The organism is Terriglobia bacterium (genome assembly GCA_020072785.1).
Classification (GTDB): domain Bacteria; phylum Acidobacteriota; class Terriglobia; order Acidiferrales; family UBA7541; genus Acidiferrum.
The window spans coordinates 215,325-235,756 of record JAIQGG010000003.1 but is presented as its reverse complement, the minus strand read 5'-3'; the positions used below and the strand labels follow the sequence as shown (position 1 = coordinate 235,756).

The following is a 20,432-nucleotide window of genomic DNA, read 5'->3' as shown; positions in this document are numbered from 1 at the left end:
CGCTGGTCCCGGTAATTCCCGCCCTTCGCCCTGGCTTCATTAGAGCGTAAGCGGAACGGCGCAAACTGCCAGGAGACGCAACCCGCACCAGGTTTTTCGAGCAGACACTGACTGCAGGGAAGAGACCTGCGAACTCGGAGCATTGAAATGCACGACGCACTGCAAAAGGAAATCGCGGCCTACGAAAAGCGCACGCCGAAATCGGCGGCCTCGCATACCCGGGCGCTGAAGCGTATCCCCCTGGGCGTGGCCAGCAACTACCGGGCCTACGACCCCTACCCGCTGTTCGTGAAGGAAGCGCAAGGCAGCAAGATCCGGGACATTGACGGCAACGAGTACATCGACCACAACCTGTGCTTCGGCACGCTGATGGCCGGGCACTCGCATCCGGCGGTGGTCAAGGCGGTGGAGCAGCGGCTGCACCACGGCACGGCCTACGGCATGCCGCACGACATGGAGTGGGAGCTGGCGGAAGAGATCTGCGGGCGCTTTCCGGTGGAGATGGTGCGCTTCGGCTCGAGCGGGACCGAAGCGACGATGCACGCCTGCCGCATCGCGCGCGCCGCGACGGGCCGCGACAAGATTCTGAAGTTCGAAGGGGCCTACCACGGGCTGCATGACACGGCGCTGGTCAGCGTGAAGCCCAAGCCGGAAGAGTACGGCGACGAGGAAGCGCCGAATTCCATTCCCGGCGGGCTGGGCGTGCCCCAGGCAAGCATCGCCAACGTGGTCGTCGCCAGCTTCAACAACCTGGCGAGCGTGGAGCGGCGCTTCCGGGAGAATCCCGGGCAGATCGCGGCGATCATTCTCGAGCCGATTTTGATGAACGTGGGGCTGTGCATGCCGCAGCCGGGCTTCCTGCAGGGGCTGCGCGAAATCACCACGAAACACGGCGCGCTGCTGATCTTCGACGAGGTGAAGACGGGAGCGAAGCTGGGCTGGGGCGGCGCCTGCGAATATTTCGGCGTGAAGCCGGACATCATCTGCCTGGCGAAGTCGATCGGCGGCGGGCTGCCGCTGGCGGCCTTCGGAACGAGCCGCGAAGTGATGTCGCTGATCTCGGACCACAAGGTCTTTCACGGCGGAACGTACAACACCAATCCGATCTCCATGGCTGCGGGGCTGGCGACGTTCCGTTCGGTGCTCACGCGCGAAAACTACGCGCACACGGACAAGCTGAGCAAGAAACTGGCCGAGGGCTACCGCAAGACGATTGCCAAGGCGGGCCTGCAGGCTTACGTGGCCAGCGCCGGGGTCAACGGCGCGCTGATGCTGTATCCGAAAGAGATCCGCAACTACCGGGACTGGACGCTGATCGACATCGACCTGTGGCGGCAGTACTGGTTCGGGATGGTCAACCGCGGTGTTCTGGCCCAGCCCTACTGGTGGGACGAGCAGTGGACCGTTTCCGTGCAGCACACCGAGGCGGACATCGACAAACACATCGCGGCGTTCGAAGAGGTCGCCCCTGGGCTGGCGAAGGCCCAGCAGGAACGCGGCCCGGTCACCGTCGCCGCGGGCCACTAAGCAGCGGCCCCAACGGGAGATCCACATGGCAAACGAGGTCACATCGGCAGAGTCACAGCCGCATCTGCGGCGCGTGCTCGGACGGGGTGACCTGGTTCTGCTTTTCGTGGTCGCCGTCTTCAACCTGAACGTCCTGCCTTCGATTGCCGCCAACGGCGGAGTCACGGTCTGGCTGTGGATCATTTCGCTGTTGCTTTTCTTCTGGCCGCAAGGCATTGCGGTGATCGAGCTGGGGCACCGGTATCCCGGGGAAGGCGGCGTCTACCTGTGGGCCAAGGAGGTCTTCGGCGATTTCCACGGATTTCTTTCCGGGTGGTGCTACTGGACGAACAACATGATGTACGTGCCGACGGTGATGCTGTACTTCGTCGGAGTATCGGTCTTCGTATTCGGCAGCGGGCATCAGGGGCTGGCGGACAACAAGGCGTTTGCGCTGGGCGCGTCGGTGGCGTTGCTGGCGGTCCTGGTGGTGCTGAATATCGTGGGCCTGGGAGTGGGGAAGTGGATCAACAACCTGGGCGGGATTGGGTCGACGATAGCGGCCGGCCTGCTGATCGGGCTGGGCATCATCGTCTGCCTGAAATTCGGCGTGCATATTTCCGCCGCGGACTTCCGCATTCCGGACAACCCGCGCTTCGTGTTGAATTCCTTCGGAGTGATCTGCTTCGGGCTGGTGGGGCTGGAGCTGGCTTCGGTGATGGGCGATGAGATCGAGGATCCCCGGCGCACGCTGCCGGGAGCGGTGGCCTGGGGCGGCGTGCTCTCGGGGATTCTGTACATCGGGGCGACGCTGACGCTGCTGGTGGCGGTGAGCCGCGACGAGATCAGCGTGCTGCAGGGGATCGTGCAGGCGGTGAGCCACATGGCCTACCGCGTCGGGGTAAGCTGGATCGTGGCGCCATTTGCGCTGATGCTGAGCATTTCCATCGCGGGAATCGGCTCGGCGTGGCTGGGGGGCTCGGCGCGGATTCCGTTTGTCGCGGGGCTCGATTCCTACATGCCCGCGTGGCTGGGGAAAGTGCATGCGAAGTACGGCACGCCGTATGCGGCGCTAATCGTGCACGCGGCGGTGTCGCTGATTCTGGTGGTGCTGAATTTCGTGCTGGCGGGCTCGAGCGTGCAGGAATCGTTTCAGCGGCTGCTGTCTCTGGCGGTGGTGCTGCAGCTGATTCCGTTTCTGTACATGTTCGGGGCCCTGTTGAAGATCGCCTGGCGCGAGCCCGTGGCCACGGGGTATTACAGCCGCACGACGCTGTTTCTGGCGGGAGCGAGCGGGCTGCTCACCACCACTCTGGGAATCGTGCTGGTATTCTTTCCCGCCGCACAGATCACCTCCATCGTCTCCTACGAGGTGTGGATGGCCGGCGGAACCCTCTTTTTTATCGGCTTGGCGGCCTTTTTCTTTTTTGTGTACGGGCGGCGCAAGGCGGCCAAGGCCGCGGCTTCTTGGCCGGCGGGCTAGCGCGGAGCTGCACGGAGATTCAGATTTCGGGAGGATGTCATGGCAGGAAGCGGCAAGAACGATGTTCGCAGCTACCGGAACTTCATCAATGGACAGTGGGTGGGCGGCACCGCGGACGAGACCTTTCCGGTCTATGACCCGTCGACCGAAGAGGTGATCGCGCGGGTGGCTGTGGCCAGCAGCGCGAGCGTGGACCGTGCGGTGAACGCGGCGCGCACCGCGTTCGAGACCGGCCCCTGGCCGCAGACCACGCCGCAGGACCGCGGGCGGCTGCTCTTCAAGCTGGCCGACAAGATCCGGCAGAACGCGGCCCTGCTCGCGGAGCTGGAGGCGCGCAACACCGGCAAGCCGATCGTCGAAGCGGAATATGACATCGCCGACACGGCCACTTGTTTCGAGTATTACGGCGGGCTGGCCAACAAGATCATGGGCCAGGTGCTGCCGGTTCCGGCGAACGCGCTGAGCTTCACGATGAAGGAGCCGGTGGGCGTCGCCGGGCAGATCATTCCGTGGAACTACCCGCTGATGATGGCGGCGTGGAAGCTGGCGCCGGCGCTGGCCGCGGGCTGCACCTGCGTGCTGAAGCCCGCGGAGCAGACGCCGATTACGGCGATGGAAATGGCCGGGTGGTTCGAGGAGATCGGGCTGCCGCCGGGCGTGGTGAATATTATCAACGGGATGGGGGAGACGACCGGGGCGGCGCTGGTGGCGCATCCGGGGGTGGACAAGATCGCCTTCACGGGGAGCGCGGCGGTGGGCAAGCTCATCGTCAAGAGCGCGGCGGACACGCTGAAGCGGGTGACGCTGGAACTGGGCGGGAAGTCGCCGAACATTTTCTTCACCGACGCCGACTGGGAAGCGGCGGTGGACGGCGCGCTGTTCGGGGTATTCATCAACCAGGGCGAGGTGTGCTCCGCGGGCAGCCGCATCCTGGTGGAGAAGAAGATCTATGCGCAGTTCGTCGAGGCCATGGTGGAGAAGGCCAAGCGCATCAAGCTGGGCGCGCCGCTGGAGCGGGACACCAAGATGGGCCCGCTGGTCAGCCAGGAGCAGTACGACCGCGTCAGCTCCTACCTGGAGATCGGCAAGAAGGAAGCCCGGGTGGCCATCGGGGGAGGGCGGGCCAAGCAGTTCGGCAAGGGCTACTACGTGGAGCCGACGATTTTCTGCGACGTGAACAACAACGCCCGGATCGCCCGCGAAGAGATTTTCGGGCCGGTGGCCACGGTGATCCCGTTCGACGGCGAGACGGACGCCATCCGCATCGCCAACGACACGCCTTACGGGTTGGCCGCGGCGGTGTGGACGCGGGACATCTATAAGGCCTTCCGGGTGGTGAAGGCGGTGCGCGCGGGCATCGTGTGGGTCAACCACATGCAGCCGACTTACGTGGAAGCGCCGTGGGGCGGCTACAAGCAGTCCGGCTTCGGCCGCGAACTGGGTCCCTGGGGCATGGAAGAATACCTGGAAACCAAGCAGGTGTTCGTCAATCTGGACGAGACACCGATCGGGTGGTACTGATGAGCACCATACAGCTACGCACGGAAATTCCCGGGCCGCGCTCGCGCGCCCTGATGGAGCGGCGCACCGCGGCGGTGCCGCGCGGGGCGTTTCACGCCACGCCAGTCTTCGTGGCGCGCGCGGAAGGCGCGGTGCTCGAGGACGTGGACGGCAACCGCTTTCTGGATTTCGCCGGCGGCATCGGCTGCCTGAACATGGGGCACCGCGCGCCGCGGGTGCTGGCGGCGCTGCGCGAGCAGATGGAAAAATTTCTGCACGTGTGCTTCAGCGTGACGCCGTACGAGAGCTACATCGAACTCGCCGAGAAGCTGAACGCGCGGACGCCGGGCAAGTTCGCGAAGAAGACGTTCCTGGTGAACAGCGGCGCGGAGGGCGTCGAGAACGCCGTCAAGATCGCCCGTGCGCACACCAAACGGCCCGCGGTGATCTGCTTCGAGGACGCCTTTCACGGGCGGACGCTGCTGACCATGTCGCTGACCAGCAAGACGCATCCGTACAAGGCGGGGTTCGAGCCGTTCGCCAGCGACATCTACCGGATTCCCTACGCCTACTGCTACCGCTGCTCCTATGGCTTGAAATATCCCGGATGCGCGGCGGCCTGCGCGCAGCACCTGGAGGACACCTTCAAGCGCGTGGTGGCGGCGGAATCGGTGGCCGCGGTCATCGTCGAGCCGGTGCTCGGCGAAGGGGGCTTCATCGCGCCGCCCAGGGAGTTCTTCCGGGTGCTACAGGAGATCTGCCGGAAGCACGGAATCGTTTTTATCGCCGACGAAGTGCAGTCGGGCTTCGGGCGCACGGGCACGTTCTTCGCCAGCGAACAGTTGGGCATCGAGCCGGACCTGCTGGTGAGCGCGAAGTCGCTGGGCGGCGGGCTGCCGATCGGCGGGGTCACGGGGCGCGCGGAGATCATGGACGCTCCGGGCGTGGGCGGGCTGGGCGGGACGTTCTCCGGCAATTCGCTGGCTTGCGCGGCGGCGCTGGCGAGCATGGAGATCCTCGAGAACGAAGGGCTGCTGCAACGCTCGCAGGCCATCGGCAAGCGTTTCGAAGAACGCGCCCGCGGCTGGCAGAAGAAGTGGCCGCTGGTGGGCGACGTGCGCGGGCTCGGCGGGATGTGCGCCATCGAGCTGGTGCGCAACGCGGAGACGCGCGAGCCGGCCGATGCGGAGACCAAGGAAGTCGCGCAGTATTGCTACGAGCACGGCCTGATCACCATCACCGCCGGGAGCTACAGCAACGTGATGCGCATCCTCGTGCCGCTGGTGGTCAGCGACGCGCAGCTCGACGAAGGCCTCGGGGTGCTCGAAGCCGCGCTGGCCGCCGTAGCCGAGCGCAAGAGCGCCGCTCTCTCCCGCGCCTAGCAGGACAAGCATTTCCGCCTGTTGCGACGAATCGCAATGCCTAGAAGAAGAGGTCCGGCAGGAATATCTGTTCTGCAGATACGAGCGAAGAACTGTGGCCATGGCCGGCGCTCGGGGAGTTGCGATGCGATCATTCCTTGCATCGCATATGTTTATTGTGTTATACCTCCCGCCCAAGCACGCGGAAATAATCCGGCAAAGGCCGGAGAGTCCCCAGATAATCCGAGTGCTTCCAGAGAAGGAGAATGCTGCAAATGGCCCAAAATTCTTGCGGATGGTCGCGTCTTTTCCTGATCGTGCTGGCAGTCGGTGTATTGGTTTTTCAACCCCTCGTGATCCAAGGCACCTGGGCCGAGCGGCCTCCCGCCGGCTATGCGCGGCCGCCGTTTCACATAAAGGGCAATGCAACAACGGCCCCGACCGGACTCTCTCCCGCGCAAACGCGGCATGCTTATGGTTTTGATCTGGTGGCCAGCCAGGGAGCGGGACAGACGATCGGCATTGTGGATGCCTACGACGATCCGAACATCGAAGCGGACCTGGGGGTCTTCGATGCGCAGTTCGGCCTGCCCGCGTGCACCAGCGGCAACGGCTGTTTCCAGAAGATCTATGCCGCAGGATCAAAACCCAGGACAAATTCCGGGTGGGCGCTGGAGATTTCGCTGGATGTAGAATGGGCGCACGCCGTCGCGCCGCAGGCCAAAATCATCCTTGTCGAAGCGGCCACGAATAGCTTCGCGAATTTGCTGACCGCCGTGGACGTTGCCGTGCAGCACGGCGCCAGCGTCGTTTCGATGAGTTTCGGAGGTTCTGAATTCTCCAGCGAGACGAGCAACGATTCCCATTTTTCGGTCAATGGCGTCACCTTCACGGCTTCTTCCGGCGACAGCGGTAACGGCGTGGAATACCCCGCGGCCTCGCCCGGTGTCCTGGCCGTCGGCGGCACCACGCTGACTATCGATTCGAGCGGCAACTATGCCAGCGAAGCCGCCTGGAGCGGCAGCGGCGGCGGACAGAGCGCCTATGAAGCCGAGCCGCTCTTCCAGGCGACCTATCCCATTCCGAACGATCCCAATGGCCAGCGCGGTGTTCCGGATGTGGCCTACGACGCGAATCCCAGTTCGGGCTTTTCCGTTTACGACACGGTGAAGTACAACGGGCAGTCCGGCTGGTTCCAGGTAGGCGGCACGAGCGCCGGGGCGCCACAGTGGGCGGCCCTGCTCGCCATTGTCAACTCGATGCGGGTGGCCGCGAGCAAGGCCACGCTCAATGGCACAGACACCGCTGTTTACAGCGTGGCCAAGGCGAATTACAGCACGAACTACCACGACATCAGCAGCGGCACCAACGGCACCTGCGGCACACTTTGCACGGCCACGACCGGTTACGATTACGTTACCGGCTTGGGCAGCCCGCAAGCCTACAACGTCATCAACGCCCTCGCCAACTACTGAGGGTGTTACAGCTTTGCGCGGACCGGCGCGCCGTGATTTCTTCTCCGCAACCAGGAGGGAGTCCACAGCACGCCGGTCCGCAGTTTTTTTGCACGCGAGAGTGGCGCAAGGGCTTCCGAGATTTGCCTGAGCGGAATGGCTGTCAAAACGGGGCGGGAGCTACTTTACTTTGCCGTCTTCGAACAGGCCCTGCAGTTCCCGGAAAAGCTTCTGAATGGCGCGGTAGAGGGCTTCCAGGCCGGCGGTATCCGGAGTGACGTCGTGGGCCTTCATGTCTGAACTCACCGCGGCGCACAATTGCGTGCCGCGGCGGACGCGCTCCATGAAGAGCAGCGGCAGGACTGTGGCGGTGTCGCGCTGCTGTTCCTGGCGCTCCTGCCATTCCTGGACGGCCCAGGCGGTCTTGCGAACATAATCCACGGCGTCACGGAACTCGCGCAGCACGCGTGCGTCGATGTTGCCCTGGGTGATGGCCTGATCCAGCTGCAGTAATTCCGAGGTTGTTTTCTTCAACCGGAAGGTCAAGCCCCAGAAAGTTTCGCTGGGGGGCAGCAGTTCCACGGCAACCCCGAGGAGCGCACCGTCCGTGGCGCGGCGCAGGGCCGTGGCCCGCGCGCGGGCTTCCTCTCCGGTGAACAAGTTCTTCAAGTTCATCTCGGTGCCCACCTGAGGAGAGGCGCTGTTGTCCGGGAAGTGCAGCAAGCCGCCGTGGATGTTGACCTCTTTGGCCTGCACATCGGTGATGAGGGGTTCGTTACCGGAGGCCGTCCAGCGGACCTGGACGGGAACGAATACGGGAAAGCGGCGGCTTCGCCGGCGCCCCTCGCCGGGGGGCTGCAGTTCCGCAGGCCGTCTTTCGAGGGCCATGGCATGCCTCCAGTCCGTGTGCGTCTTCAGCATATCGCAGGGTGCGTCAGCGCAGGGGGCATGTTGTGCAAGCGGTAACGGGAGGGAGGAGCCTGTTTTTCCGGTCAAGAGCGCGCAAGCGGTGCGCCGGGCAAAAGCGATTGCCGGTCCCCGCCGATTGCACTACACTCGAAAAGCAGATCGCCTTCCGCGATGGACGAGCCATTGCCGGGCCCGTAGCTCAGCGGTCAGAGCAGCGGACTCATAATCCGTTGGTCCCTGGTTCAAATCCAGGCGGGCCCACCAACTGTTTTGTAAGTCCTGCTCTCACAATCAGTTGATTTTCTGGACGAGTGGTGAAATGGGTTTTGGCCAGGAACTAAGAATCGCAAATTCAGGCTTACAAGCTCTATGGGTTGACGCATACTTCGCTCCCGAAGGGATGTCAACAGAGCCGAGATATCTGCTAAATTCCCCTGTGCTTCGTGGAGGAAACCGATGAAAGTGCGCCGCGCAGCGTTGAGCCTGGTTTTGTTCGCCGCCCTGTCGTCCGCAAGGGCGGGTGACGGTAAGCATCCTTCGGAAGGCGAAGAACTGGGAACGGTCAGGTTCCCGACTTCGTGTTCCGCCGAGGTTCAGAAGCCCTTCGAACGCGGGGTAGCCTTGCTGCATTCCTTCTGGTATGAAGAGGCCGAAAAGCAGTTCCAGGCTGTTGCCGAGAAGGATCCCTCCTGCGCCCTGGCGCACTGGGGCGTGGCGATGAGCCTCTACCACCAGCTGTGGACCCGGCCGGACGCCGCGGACCTGAAGAAGGGCTGGGAAGAGATGCAGAAGGCACAGGCCCTGGGAGTGAAGACCGACCGCGAGCGCGGGTACCTCGCTGCCGCCGCCGCATATTACGCCGACACCGACAAGAAGGACCACCAGACCCGCGCGGCCGCCTACTCGCAGGCTATGGAAAAAGTCTACCGGGAGAATCCCGGAGATCAGGAAGCCGCGGCCTTCTACGCGCTTTCGCTGTTGGCTTCCGAGCCGCCCAACGACACGAGCTTCGAGAACCGCAAGAAAGCCATCCCTATCCTGAATCATCTCTTCCGGGAAAATCCCAATCATCCCGGAGTGGCCCACTATCTGATCCACAGCAGCGACAAGCCGCAACTGGCGGCGATGGGTCTGGAGGCCGCGCGGCGCTACGCGAAGATTGCTCCGGCCGCGCCGCACGCGGTGCACATGCCGTCGCACATTTTCATTCGCCTGGGCCTGTGGCCGGAGGCGGTCAAGTCCAACTTGGCCTCAATTGCGGCAACGCACAAAGCGTCGGCCATGCACCTGGGCGGTGCCGGGCACCAGTTTCATGCCATGGATTTCCTGCAGTATGCCTATATGCAGATGGGCGAGGATGCCCAGGCCAAAGCGATCCTGGACGAAGTCAACACAATGAAGGAGCTGCAGGATCACGCGCACAGCATGACCGACCATCAGATGCTGCCGTTTGGCCGCGCGCAATTTGCGGCGCACTACGCGCTGGAGCGGCACGAATGGGCCGAAGCCGCCAGCCTCATTGCACCTGCGCAGGCCGACGCGGAGGTGAGAAGCATCACGATCTATGCGCGAGGGATTGGAGCCGCGCGCAGCGGAGATGCGGCTGCGGCCCGCAAGGCGCTCGAAGAGTTCCGCGCCGTGATCGAGGAGATTAAGAAGTCCGATCAGGCGTATGTGGCCGAGGAAATGGACATTCCCGCAGAGGTGTTGGAAGCCTGGGTAGCATTCGCCGGAAAAGAGCAGGAGCAGGCCTTGCGCCAATTCCGCGCTGCGGCGGACAAGCAGAGCGCACGGGGCCTCGAGGAAGTCGAAGTACCCGCCAGGGAGATGCTCGCCGACATGCTGCTGGAATTGGAACGTCCGCAGGAGGCGCTGGCGGAGTACGAAGCGTCTCTGAAAGAGGCTCCCGGCCGATTCAACAGCCTATATGGAGCCGCATGGGCGGCTGAACTTTCCCATCAGCCTGCGAAGGCCAAGGAGTATTACGCGCAGTTGGTGCAGAATTGCGAGGGAGCCGGCCATTCCGACCGCCCCGAGCTCATCTATGCCCGGAAGCAACTAGCGCAGAAGTAGGAGAAGCTCCGGTCACGAGAAAGATTCCGCGCTCCGGAAGAGCAGAAAACCGCGTTTAGATACGTCTGGTTCTCTCCCGGATCTTATCCATACGAATTCTCTCCGATAATTTGCCGTGGCTTTCGAACATCTCCTCGATGGGGCCGACCGAAAAAAAACGAGAGCATGCAAATCAACAGCCTGATGTGAGGCGAAATCTATATCCCTGCCCGAGGATTGACCAGACCGAGTTTTTGTACGAGATCTACTGCATCACAGTCGTAGGCCTGTCGAAAGCTGTCTCATTCGCGGGGTGCAGTCGGTGCAGTTGAGAACAACCTGAGAACAGCCCCCTCAAATACCCCCCTAATACCGTCAGGTCAGTTACCGGATGTGCGTTTGATCACGGTTCCCGCCCTGATTCTTTCCCTCCCCGGAGTCTTTGAGAGGAATATACCGTTTGCTGGGTGTGTTGAGATATTATTCATTTGGGGATTGTAAGACCATGAGCAGTCCATCTGCTGCCGGCGCCGGGGCCCCCACTTCGCAACCTTCCTTTGAGACAGTCTTTGCAGCTCTGCCCGGAGCTGTTATCGTCACCGACCACGCAGGACGCATCTGTCAAGTCAATGCTCAGGCAGAGAGGCTGTTCGGCTATGCCAGGAACGAATTGCTGGGTCAGCCTGTGGAAATCCTGATCTTCGAGGACGCGCCTGAGGCTCCCTCCGCGCCTCGCGAAGACGACATTGCCGCGCCCCCGATGCGCTGCATAGGTGCCGACGGCAATATGCGCGGCCGCCGCAAAGGGGGAAGCGTTTTCCCGGTCGAGGTGCAACTGGCCCCCCTGGAGTCCCCTGCCGGCCACTTCCTCGTGGCCGCCATCCGCGATCTCTCGGAGGCCAGGCAAATCGATGTGGCCTTGCGGGAAAGCGAATCACTCTTGCGGCAGCTCACGGACCATATCAACGAGATCTTCTTCGTTTCGGACATGGCGTCCGGGAAGGTGCTCTACGTGAGCCCGGCCTACGAAACGGTCTGGGGACGCTCGTGCCAGAGCTTGTACGAATCGCCCATGTCGTGGTTTGAAGCCATCCATCCCGACGACCGGAAGAAGATTGCACCCGCGGTGGAAAAGTTCCTGGTCGATGGGGAATTCAAGGCGGAGTACCGTGTGCTCCGCCCGGATGGCACCATCCGCTGGATCTTCGACCGGGCCTTTCCGGTGCGAGGTCCTTCGGGAGAGGTCCAGCGCACGGTCGGAATCGCCGAGGACATCACGGAAAGCAAGCAAGCGAAAGAAGCCTATCGTCTCAGCGAGGAGCGTTTTCATCTGCTCGTGGACAGTGCCAGGGACTATGCCATCTTCATGCTCGATCCCGGAGGCTTCGTCGGCAGCTGGAACGCGGGAGCCGAGCGCCTCACCGGATTCGAGGCGCCGGAGATCCTCGGCAAGCACTTTTCGTGCTTCTACATTCCCGAAGACGTGACCCGGGGAAAGCCGGAGCAGACGCTGCGCGCGGCTGCCGCGCAGGGACGATTCGAGGACCAGGGGTGGAGAATACGGAAGGATGGCTCGCGCTTCTGGGCCAGCGCGATTACTTCCGCGATCCGGGATGAGAGCGGCCAGCTCCTCGGCTTTGCCCGAGTCTCCCGCGACATCACCGAACACAAGAAGGCGGAAGAAGCGCTCCTGCTGGAGCTCAGTAATGCCCTCCTTGCCAATCGAAATATTCACCAGTTGCTGGGTGCGATTTCCGCCAGCATCGAGCAAGTCGTGCCCCATGATTACGCGACCCTGGCCCTCTTCGACCCGGAGACCAGCCTGTTGCGCGTGCAACTCCTTGACGCCTGGAACCGGGAGGAGTCGCATCCCGCCGAAACCACTCTGCCGGTGGAAGGCTCCGCCGCCGGGCACGCGTTTACCACCCGGGAACCGTTTTGCCTCGGGCGCCTGGATACGGAGCGCTTTGATGCCAGGGCGTTCCGGCATCTGACCGTCGCCGGCATCAAGTCCGGATGCTGGCTGCCGCTCATCGGGCGCGACCGGGCGCTGGGCACGCTGATGGTCGGCAGCCGCCGCGAGGATGCCTTTACACAGAAAGATTGCGACATGCTCGAACAGATTGCCGGCCAGGTGGCCTTGGCCGTGGACAACGTCCTCGCCTTCCGCCAAATCGCGGAGTTAAGCGACAAATTGATCCACCACAAACAATATCTGGAGGACGAGTTCAATCTGGAGAACAGCTTCGAGGACGTCATCGGCGAGAGTACGAGCTTGAAGCGGGTACTCAAACAGATTGAAACCGTAGCCCCGACCGATGCCACAGTCCTGATCCTAGGCGAGACCGGGACGGGGAAAGAGCTTATTGCCCGGGCTATCCACCGGCTCAGTTCTCGCAGTGAACAAACTTTCGTCAGGCTCAGTTGCGCAGCGATCCCCGCGGGGCTGCTGGAGAGTGAATTGTTCGGGCACGAGAAAGGCGCCTTCACCGGCGCCATCGCTCAGAAGATAGGCCGCCTGGAGCTGGCACATAAAGGAACTCTCTTTCTGGACGAAATTGGAGACCTCCCACTCGAGCTCCAGCCGAAAATTCTCCGGGCCTTGCAGGAGAAGGAGTTCGAAAGGATCGGCAGCACGCGGACGATTCCCGTCAACTTCCGCCTGGTGGCCGCCACGAATCGCGACCTGGCCAAGATGGTCGCCGCCGGGCAGTTCCGGAGCGATCTTTACTACCGGCTGCGGGTCTTTCCGATCACGGCCCCGCCGCTGCGCGAGCGCCGCGAGGACATCCCCCTGCTGGTCCGCTACTTCGTGGACAAGTATTCCCGCCGCATGGATAGGCATATCGATACCATCCCGCCCGAGGCGCTGCAGGTCCTGTCGCGCTGGGATTGGCCGGGGAACGTGCGCGAACTGGAAAACTTCATCGAGCGAGCGGTGATCCTAACGACAGGGCCCGTGCTGCGCGTCCCGCTCGCCGAGATCGATTTACCTGCGCAGCCGGAACCTCCGGCGAATCTGACCCTCGAAGCCGCGGAAAGAGAGCATATCTTGCGCGTACTCCGGGAGACCCAGGGCGTCATCGGCGGGCCCAAAGGTGCCGCAGTCCGCCTGGATATGAAGCGGACAACCCTGAACTCGAAGTTGAAAAAACTGAGAATCGAGCGCGAAGACTATATTTAGTCGCTCCTGACGATACTTCGTCACTGCATGTCGTCGCCGACCCTGTAAAATCGTCCCAATTGCCTGCTCTTTTATTCCTATCCCCTTGCTTTGCTATGGCTTCTTTTATCGTCTTTGGCCGACACAGCAATGGCCATGTTCGTGCGTCTAATATTTTATGATCAAGAAAGGATCACGCTTACGTTGCGAATCACGATTAAAGAAAATCCAAGAGCTCTGACCATGAAGCTGGAAGGTCGGATCGCTGGACCCTGGGTGTCCGAGGTTAGCCAGGCGTGGCAGTCCCTGGCACCTTCCCTGGGAATCAGGAAGTTGTCGTTGGACTTAAGCGGCGTGACCTATGTGAACCCGGACGGAGTGCAACTTCTCAAGGAAATTTACGAGACGACACATGCTGAGTTTCTGACAGATTCCCCGCTGACCAAGTATTTCGCCGAGGAAGCGATGCAGCGGACAGAGACAGCCGGGTAGAAAGGTGACTGCAATGCGCTGTCCTTACGGTTTGGAACTGAATGAACATTGCCGAACCTGCAAGCTCAGAGGATGCGGGTTCTTTTGCCAGTTGTCTGTCGCGGCCCTCGATGATTTTGACGCTATCAAATCCTTGTCCGTGTATCCGGAGGACGCAGTTCTCTTTCTGGAAAAGCAGGAGGCGCGGGGGATTTACGTTCTTTGCGCAGGCCAGGCAAAACTATCCATCAGTTCGAGCGAGGGAAAAACGCTCATCTTGAGGATCGCCCGGCCGGGAGAAATCCTGGGCCTTCTGCCGGCCCTGTTGAAGATCCCCCACGAGGTAACCGCCGAAACCCTGCATCCCTGTCAGGTGGCTTTTATCCGCCGGGAAGACTTCCTGAGATTTATTGAAAAACATCCGGAGGCCAATCACAACGTGGTGCGGGAAATGGGGTCCTACTACCAGGCCGCCTGCGAACAGTTGCGGACTCTCGGCCTTTCCGCGTCTGCGCCGGAGAGGCTGGCCAAGCTGCTGTTGCATTGGTCCGCCGAAGGCCAGAAAACGCGAGAGGGCACCCAGATCAAGCTGCCGCTGACCCACGAGGAGATCGCTGAATTCATCGGCACGACGCGGGAAACGGTCACGCGAACGCTCAGCGATTTCCGAACGCGGCACCTGGTCGCGTTGCAGGGCTCGACCCTGAATATTCCCGACCGGGCGGCACTCGCGAGTTTCGTGAGCCTGTAAGGATGGCGGCGCCGCCCGGCGGGCGCGTCATCCCTTTCTGTAGCGTGGCAGGAGGGCGGTGGACATGATTCCTTTCCATCCCGTGTTGGTGGTTTGTGAAGAGCAGGAGACCCGGGACCAAATCGCGCGCGCCATCGTGAAGCGCAATCTGCGTCCCGTATGTTGTTTTAGCCTGCGGGATGCACGCAGCTTGCTCGCCCGGGAGAATTTCAGTGTGGTCTTCTGCAGTGATCTGCTGCCCGACGGCAATTTTCGTGACGTGACGCGAGTGGCCTCCAGAATCGGCCGCTCCGCCCCTCTGGTCCTGCTCTCGCGGCGCGCGGACTGGGATGCCTATCTGGGGGCGCTCCGGGCCGGGGCCTTTGATTCCATCGCCTGCCCGCCGGATTCCGCAGAGACCGAGCGAGTTCTGCAGTCCGCTCTTCTGGAAGCATCCCGGAAGAAACACGGGCTTGAGGCGGTACTGTGAGCAGGCATTCGCAGGAAGGGAGCACATGGCTTCGGAGCCGGTAAAGGTTCTCCTGGTGGGGGAGCGTCCCACTGGGTATTCGTTTCTATCCCAGCGTTTGGAGAAACGCGGGTGCGAGTGCCGGATCGCCACCTCGAATGCGGACGGCGCCCGGCTCGTTCGCGAGCTGGCCTTCGATCTGGTCCTCTGCTGCGACAGCCGGGAAGGCATCGGCCCGCTCGTCGCTTCCACGATCGGCTCGTCCGCAAGCCTGTTCCGTTCGCACCGCGTGGAGAACGGCTGCTTATGGCTGCCGGCCGTATTGCACGGCCAAGAATGCCCGGGGGCGCTCGCGCTGCAACCGGGCGAATTCGCCAAGATTCTCGATCAGTTGGTGGACAAGCTCAAGGCCGCGGGTGATTCCCGAGAACTGGCGCATTCATGAGCGTGTAATGTCCACACATGTATAAAACATCCGGGAGGGAGCCTCGGAATGCCGCCCTTTGCGATTTGCTCGAAAGAATCGTGTATCTATACTTTCGATATGCAAGCAGACAAAGACAGCCATTTCAAAATTCCTTCCCTGTTCTGTCCGAAATGCAAGTCGAAGGTGATTCTTTATTGTCACCAGTGCTACAGTCCCCTCTTCTACAGGCCCGGCCAGCAAGACCCGCGATGCGGCTACTGCATGGCGCCCCTTAAGGAAACCGCGAACGGATGACAAAAAGAAGTGAGAACAATGCTCGCGGTCCGGCATTTCTGCTACGGTGGGTGGCTGGGGCGGAAGCGGGACGCCGTCAGGAAGCGAGGTAGCCGAGGCGCACCAGGCGGGCGCGGATGCGCGCTTCTTCCTCGGGAGCGTGGGCGGAGCCGGGCAGCGGCGCGACGTAACCCAGTTCTTCGAGCTTGCGGAGAATGCGCGCGGCGGATTGCTGCGGGCTCTCCGATTCGGTCGCGATGGTCAGCTCGGGATTCACGGGAGCCTCGTAGGGGTCGTCCACGCCGGTAAAGCCCTTGATCTCGCCGGCCAGCGCTTTCTTGTAGAGGCCCTTGACGTCCCGCTGGATGCAGGTTTCCACCGCCGTTTGCACGTAGATTTCCACGAAATTGCCGACCGTGGCGCGCACTTCGTCGCGGATGGCGCGGTAAGGAGAAATGGCGGCGGCGATGGCCGCGCCGCCGTGCCGGGTGACCATGGCGCAGACGAAGCCGATGCGCCGGATATTTTCGTCGCGATCCTCTTTGCTGAAGCCCAGGCCCTTGCACAGGTGCGTGCGCACCACGTCGCCGTCCAGCACTTCCACGCCGTGGCCGCGCCGGCGCAGCTCGGGAGCCAGCAATTCCGCCAGCGTGGACTTGCCCGCCGAGGGCAAGCCCGTGAACCACACCGTGAAGCCCTTCGTTGCTTTTGTCATTTCTCGCGGTACGCCTTTTCCAGGATCGCGGCCACTTCCGGGCGCGTGAACTCCACCGGCAAGCCCTCGCCGTTGCGCAGCATTTCGCGCACCTTGGTGCCGCTGAGGACCAGGCGGTGCTCCGGCCCGTGCGAGCAGGTCTTTTCCGAAGCCACCTGGGCGCACTTCCTGCAGTAGAAGGTGGCGTCGAAGCAGAAGGGCGTGATGCCCAGCTCCTCCGGGGCGAAATCGAAGAATTTCTTCTGGGCGTCGAAGGGCCCGTAGAAGTTGCCGACGCCGGCGTGATCGCGCCCCACGATGAAGTGCGTGCAGCCGTAATTTTTGCGGGCGATGGCGTGGAAGATGGCCTCGCGCGGTCCGGCATAGCGCATCGCCGCGGGATAGACGCTGAAGACCGTGCGCGTGGCGGGCAGGGTATTGCCCAGCAGCGCCAGGTAGCACTGGATGCGGACGTCGGCGGGAATGTCCTCGTCGCGGGTGTCCCCGACAAGCGGATGCAGCAGCAGGCCGTCTACGGTTTCCAGCGCGCACTTCAGGATGTATTCGTGGGCGCGGTGCACCGGGTTGCGCGTCTGAAACGCCACGATGGTCTTCCAGCCGCGCTGTGCAAACAGGTAGCGTGTCTCCTTGGGGTCCAGGCGGTAGTTCTCGGTAAGCTTGTCCTGGCGCCGCTCCAGCAGATGGATGGGCCCGGCCAGGCAGTATTCGCCGGTGCTTTGCAGGTAGCGCACGCCGGGGTGCGCAGCGTCGGTGGTGCGCAGGACGCACTGGGCTTCGCGCTCGCGGTCGTAGTGGAAGATTTCCTGCAGCTCCATCACAGCGACGACGCGGTCATTGTCGTCGGTGAGGGCCACGGTTTCGGCCGTGGCGACAGCGCGTTGTGTCTCTTCGCTGACCGCCAGGGTCACGGGAATGGTCCACACGGTGTCATCGGCCAGACGCTCTTCGGCGAGGACGCGCGCGTAGTCGCGGCTGCCCAGAAAGCCTTCGAGCGGAGAGAAGGCCCCGACGGCGATCAACTCGGCGTCGGAGAGCTGGCGCGAATTCAGGCGCACCCGGGGCAGCTTGGCGGCGCGCGCGAGCCACTCTTCGCGGGCTTTTCCTTCGGGTATGCGGTTAATGAGTCTGCCGCCGTGCGGGCGATTGGGGATCATGAAGTCGGGGTCGTGCTCCGTTCCTGCCGGCGTGCGCTCGGGCACGCAAACTTCGTCGCGAATCTCAACCTTACGTTTATAATACACCCCCGCGAGGCGGTCAACGAAGCTCGCGGCGGCTCTTCCAGCGCATAGACGAAAGGGACGGTCCACATGGCCAACGCTGCGCATCCGAAAATCTGCGTTCTGGGGCTCGATTGCGCCGCGCCGGAGATCGTCTTCGGCGACGCCCGGCTGAAGAATCTGCGCCAGCTGATGGGCCTGGGCACGTGGGGCCGCCTCGAGAGCGTCATTCCGCCGATCACCGTGCCGGCGTGGATGTGCATGGCCACCAGCCAGGACCCCGGCTCGCTCGGCGTGTACGGCTTCCGCAACCGCGCCAATCGCATGTATGGCGGCCTGGGCTTTGTGGATTCGCGGTCGATCACCGAGCCGGCCATCTGGGATCACCTCGCGAGCCACGGCAAGCGCTCCATCGTTATGGGTCTGCCGCCGGGCTACCCGCCGAAGCCGCTCCAAGGCATCCGCATCGGCTGCTTCCTCAATCCCGACCCGATGAAGAACGAATTCACCTACCCGGCGGAGATCGGCCAGGAGATCCGCGCGCTGGTGGGCGAGTACGCCGTGGATGTGCCGGGTTTCCGCACCGACGACAAGGCCTGGCTGCGCGAGCAGATCTTCGCCATGAGCCGCAAGCACTGGAAAGTGGTGCGCTGGCTGCTCGCGGAGAAGGAGTGGGACTACTTCCACTACGTGGACATCGGCCTCGACCGCGTGCACCACGGCTTCTGGGATTCCTTCGACCCCAAGCACATCCACTACAAGCCCGGCAACCCCTACGAAAGCGTCATCCCCGATTACTATCTGTGGCTGGACGAGCAGATCGGCGCGGTGCTGGAAATGCTCGAGGGGAAGGCCGTGGTGCTGGTGGTTTCCGACCACGGCGCGCAGCGCCTGGACGGCGGCTTTGCCGTGAACGAATGGCTGATTCGCGAGGGCCTGCTGGTGGTGGACGAAATGCCCAAGGAAGTCACGCCCTTCGCCAAGATCAAAGTGAACTGGGCCAAGACCAGGGTGTGGAGCGAGGGCGGCTACTACGCGCGCGTCTTCTTCAACGTCGCCGGCCGCGAGCCGCGCGGCGTCATTCCCGCCGCGCAATACGAAGCGTTTCGCGACGAGATGAAGCACAAGCTGGAAGCCCTGACGGATCCGGCCGGGAAGCCGCTCAACTCCCTGGTCTTCAAGCCCGAGGAGATCTACCGCAAAGTGCGCAACGTCGCTCCCGACCTCATCGTGCATTTCGGCGGGCTCTACTGGCGCTCCATCGGCAGCGTGGGCCACGGCCGCATCCATGTCGAGGAAAACGACACCGGCCCGGACGCCTGCAACCACGCCCAGTTCGGTACCTTCATCCTCTACGCCCCCGGCTCGGAGTTGCGCGGCGAATTCCAGGGCGCGCACCTCCTGGACGTCTCGCCGACGCTCCTCGACCTTGCCGGCTACGACATCCCCTCCGCCATGCAGGGCCGCTCCCTCCGCTCCCGCGCGTAGCGGCCGCGACAAAACTGCGGAGATTGTTTTTCTCTTGTCGTCCGAAAACTCAAAACCCGCACGCTTTGACTTCGTCAAGCCATGCGGCACCCAAGCCTTGCCGCATGACAAAGGATACCAACCCACGAGGATTTCTACCGCAGGAACGGGCTCGTCGGATCGGAGAACTCGAAAAACACGCGCGCATGCACAGCACAGGGCTGGCCCTGGCAGGTGGCCGGACTGAACTTCCATTTTGCCACCGCTTCCGCTGCCTCATCGTCTACCCCCATACCCGCCGGGCTGACAATAAAAATGTCGCCTGGCTTGCCGTCCTCTCCCACGGTGAGAGAAAGCACCAGGGTTACAGCGACGAATTTCGTTCGCCTTTGCTGCCACTGAAAGATCGGGACAGGGCCAGCCAGGAGTTGGGGCACGGTCATCCCCTTTTCCGCCAGGTAACCCACGCGGTAATTGAGGGCGTAAAGTTGCATCCCGTTGTGAAGAGTCGTATCGGGCGGCCGCGTTTCCCAGGCGATCTCTTTGCCGGCAAAATCAGGCACTTGTTGCTTGTCCAGGGCCACGCACTCCCACGGAGAATGTTTGTCGGGCCGATTCACTTTTCGCCGGAGGCAGTTTGTCCAGTATTGCGGAACAAGATCCTCGAGTCTGTCTTGGCTCGTCAGAAGAACTCTTTGCAGTATGGGAATGACCGCCTGCAAAGTAAGCTGCTCGGGTTTGAGCTCCACCGTAATTTGAACCCGGTCACCAGTCCAGACGTCGGCCAACTCGCCCTTTGCCGGATCAAAGAGCACACAGCTGCGCTTCCCCTGCATGATCAACTCATTGTTCTTTAAAAGCTTCACGGAAAAGATTTCGACCATGCCATCCCGGGACCAGTATCCGGGTTCGGCTTTGCCCAGCAGCCGCCCGTCGCTTCCGTAGCGGAGGTCCCTGCCCTGGTAGAAATTGCGGAGTGTGAGAGAGTGCCCGACGAACATCTGGGCGAGCTCCTGTTCAAGGTCGGGTGCCGCGCCAGCGGGGACCTCGAAGCCCAGCAGCATCAGTGCCACGACAAGAAAGCGAATAGAACGTGCGAAGCAAGTGGCCAACTGAACTACCTCCCAGTTAGTTCTTGGTGAAAAAGCACGATGAGAAGATAGCACTTATTCCATTTATGGAGACGTGCGGAGGCGAGGGTGCGTCTTGCCGAGTCGTGTGGCCAAGAAATCACG

At 62.4% G+C, this 20,432-nt stretch carries 15 protein-coding genes, 1 tRNA gene and 1 pseudogene; 13 read left to right on the top strand and 4 right to left on the bottom strand.

Features of this window, described 5'->3' with window-relative positions; genetic code table 11:
- The first annotated feature begins 147 nt into the window (after positions 1 to 147).
- The 5 genes and pseudogenes from LAN61_11190 (at position 148) to LAN61_11170 (ending at position 7,325) form a co-directional block, all read left to right on the top strand.
- Positions 148 to 1,527 (top strand): glutamate-1-semialdehyde 2,1-aminomutase, encoded by a 1,380-nt coding sequence (locus tag LAN61_11190; GenBank protein ID MBZ5541068.1) that lies wholly within the window; start codon positions 148 to 150, stop codon positions 1,525 to 1,527.
- 25 nt (positions 1,528 to 1,552) lie between these two features.
- On the top strand, positions 1,553 to 2,989 hold the full coding sequence (locus LAN61_11185) for an APC family permease (GenBank protein ID MBZ5541067.1): 1,437 nt from the start codon (positions 1,553 to 1,555) through the stop codon (positions 2,987 to 2,989).
- Between the two features lie 39 nt (positions 2,990 to 3,028).
- Positions 3,029 to 4,510 carry an aldehyde dehydrogenase family protein gene (locus LAN61_11180; protein ID MBZ5541066.1) on the top strand — a complete coding sequence of 494 codons (1,482 nt, stop codon included), beginning with the start codon at positions 3,029 to 3,031 and terminating at the stop codon, positions 4,508 to 4,510.
- Positions 4,510 to 5,871: a 4-aminobutyrate--2-oxoglutarate transaminase gene (gabT, locus tag LAN61_11175; GenBank protein ID MBZ5541065.1), complete on the top strand. Its 1,362-nt coding sequence runs from the start codon at positions 4,510 to 4,512 to the stop codon at positions 5,869 to 5,871. Before LAN61_11180 ends, gabT begins: the two co-directional genes overlap by 1 nt.
- 335 nt (positions 5,872 to 6,206) lie before the next feature.
- Positions 6,207 to 7,325, top strand: a pseudogene (locus LAN61_11170) (S53 family peptidase).
- 159 nt (positions 7,326 to 7,484) lie between these two features.
- Here the strand turns inward: LAN61_11170 and LAN61_11165 are convergent.
- Positions 7,485 to 8,192: a hypothetical protein gene (locus tag LAN61_11165; protein MBZ5541064.1), complete on the bottom strand. Its 708-nt coding sequence runs from the start codon at positions 8,190 to 8,192 to the stop codon at positions 7,485 to 7,487.
- 209 nt (positions 8,193 to 8,401) lie between these two features.
- Between LAN61_11165 and LAN61_11160 the strand changes: the two genes are divergently transcribed.
- The 7 genes from LAN61_11160 (at position 8,402) to LAN61_11130 (ending at position 15,543) form a co-directional block, all read left to right on the top strand.
- Positions 8,402 to 8,477 (top strand) — tRNA-Ile (locus LAN61_11160).
- A gap of 192 nt (positions 8,478 to 8,669) precedes the next feature.
- On the top strand, positions 8,670 to 10,286 hold the full coding sequence (locus tag LAN61_11155; protein ID MBZ5541063.1) for a hypothetical protein: 1,617 nt from the start codon (positions 8,670 to 8,672) through the stop codon (positions 10,284 to 10,286).
- Between the two features lie 484 nt (positions 10,287 to 10,770).
- On the top strand, positions 10,771 to 13,449 hold the full coding sequence (locus LAN61_11150; protein MBZ5541062.1) for a sigma 54-interacting transcriptional regulator: 2,679 nt from the start codon (positions 10,771 to 10,773) through the stop codon (positions 13,447 to 13,449).
- Positions 13,450 to 13,578: 129 nt separating this feature from the next.
- Positions 13,579 to 13,920 (top strand): hypothetical protein, encoded by a 342-nt coding sequence (locus LAN61_11145; GenBank protein ID MBZ5541061.1) that lies wholly within the window; start codon positions 13,579 to 13,581, stop codon positions 13,918 to 13,920.
- A gap of 13 nt (positions 13,921 to 13,933) precedes the next feature.
- On the top strand, positions 13,934 to 14,650 hold the full coding sequence (locus tag LAN61_11140) for a Crp/Fnr family transcriptional regulator (GenBank protein MBZ5541060.1): 717 nt from the start codon (positions 13,934 to 13,936) through the stop codon (positions 14,648 to 14,650).
- A 64-nt stretch (positions 14,651 to 14,714) separates the two neighbouring features.
- Positions 14,715 to 15,119: a hypothetical protein gene (locus tag LAN61_11135; protein MBZ5541059.1), complete on the top strand. Its 405-nt coding sequence runs from the start codon at positions 14,715 to 14,717 to the stop codon at positions 15,117 to 15,119.
- A 25-nt stretch (positions 15,120 to 15,144) separates the two neighbouring features.
- Positions 15,145 to 15,543, top strand: coding sequence for a hypothetical protein (locus tag LAN61_11130; GenBank protein MBZ5541058.1), 399 nt, complete (start codon positions 15,145 to 15,147; stop codon positions 15,541 to 15,543).
- A gap of 352 nt (positions 15,544 to 15,895) precedes the next feature.
- Here LAN61_11130 and cysC read toward each other — a convergent pair whose 3' ends face one another.
- Both cysC and sat read right to left on the bottom strand, forming a co-directional pair.
- Entirely contained in the window at positions 15,896 to 16,513 is a 618-nt protein-coding gene (gene cysC, locus LAN61_11125; GenBank protein MBZ5541057.1) for an adenylyl-sulfate kinase, read from the bottom strand.
- Positions 16,510 to 17,667 (bottom strand): sulfate adenylyltransferase, encoded by a 1,158-nt coding sequence (gene sat, locus LAN61_11120; GenBank protein ID MBZ5541056.1) that lies wholly within the window; start codon positions 17,665 to 17,667, stop codon positions 16,510 to 16,512. Before sat ends, cysC begins: the two co-directional genes overlap by 4 nt.
- A 153-nt stretch (positions 17,668 to 17,820) precedes the next feature.
- Between sat and LAN61_11115 the strand changes: the two genes are divergently transcribed.
- Positions 17,821 to 19,218, top strand: a complete 1,398-nt coding sequence (locus LAN61_11115; protein MBZ5541055.1) for an alkaline phosphatase family protein — start codon at positions 17,821 to 17,823, stop codon at positions 19,216 to 19,218.
- Positions 19,219 to 19,352: 134 nt separating this feature from the next.
- On the opposite strand, the gene LAN61_11110 is transcribed toward LAN61_11115, so the two are convergent.
- On the bottom strand, positions 19,353 to 20,309 hold the full coding sequence (locus tag LAN61_11110; protein ID MBZ5541054.1) for an energy transducer TonB: 957 nt from the start codon (positions 20,307 to 20,309) through the stop codon (positions 19,353 to 19,355).
- Positions 20,310 to 20,432: the final 123 nt, after the last annotated feature.

What these genes read in the sequence shown, in the direction of transcription:
- LAN61_11140 (MBZ5541060.1), top strand. Translation starts at nt 13,934, where the DNA reads ATGCGCTGTCCTTACGGTTTGGAACTGAATGAACATTGCCGAACCTGC.
- LAN61_11130 (MBZ5541058.1), top strand. Translation starts at nt 15,145, where the DNA reads ATGGCTTCGGAGCCGGTAAAGGTTCTCCTGGTGGGGGAGCGTCCCACT.
- LAN61_11115 (MBZ5541055.1), top strand. Translation starts at nt 17,821, where the DNA reads ATGGCCAACGCTGCGCATCCGAAAATCTGCGTTCTGGGGCTCGATTGC.
- LAN61_11135 (MBZ5541059.1), top strand. Translation starts at nt 14,715, where the DNA reads ATGATTCCTTTCCATCCCGTGTTGGTGGTTTGTGAAGAGCAGGAGACC.
- gabT (MBZ5541065.1), top strand. Translation starts at nt 4,510, where the DNA reads ATGAGCACCATACAGCTACGCACGGAAATTCCCGGGCCGCGCTCGCGC.
- LAN61_11155 (MBZ5541063.1), top strand. Translation starts at nt 8,670, where the DNA reads ATGAAAGTGCGCCGCGCAGCGTTGAGCCTGGTTTTGTTCGCCGCCCTG.
- sat (MBZ5541056.1), bottom strand. Translation starts at nt 17,667, where the DNA reads ATGATCCCCAATCGCCCGCACGGCGGCAGACTCATTAACCGCATACCC.
- LAN61_11190 (MBZ5541068.1), top strand. Translation starts at nt 148, where the DNA reads ATGCACGACGCACTGCAAAAGGAAATCGCGGCCTACGAAAAGCGCACG.
- LAN61_11180 (MBZ5541066.1), top strand. Translation starts at nt 3,029, where the DNA reads ATGGCAGGAAGCGGCAAGAACGATGTTCGCAGCTACCGGAACTTCATC.
- LAN61_11145 (MBZ5541061.1), top strand. Translation starts at nt 13,579, where the DNA reads ATGGCCATGTTCGTGCGTCTAATATTTTATGATCAAGAAAGGATCACG.
- LAN61_11150 (MBZ5541062.1), top strand. Translation starts at nt 10,771, where the DNA reads ATGAGCAGTCCATCTGCTGCCGGCGCCGGGGCCCCCACTTCGCAACCT.
- cysC (MBZ5541057.1), bottom strand. Translation starts at nt 16,513, where the DNA reads ATGACAAAAGCAACGAAGGGCTTCACGGTGTGGTTCACGGGCTTGCCC.
- LAN61_11185 (MBZ5541067.1), top strand. Translation starts at nt 1,553, where the DNA reads ATGGCAAACGAGGTCACATCGGCAGAGTCACAGCCGCATCTGCGGCGC.
- LAN61_11165 (MBZ5541064.1), bottom strand. Translation starts at nt 8,192, where the DNA reads ATGGCCCTCGAAAGACGGCCTGCGGAACTGCAGCCCCCCGGCGAGGGG.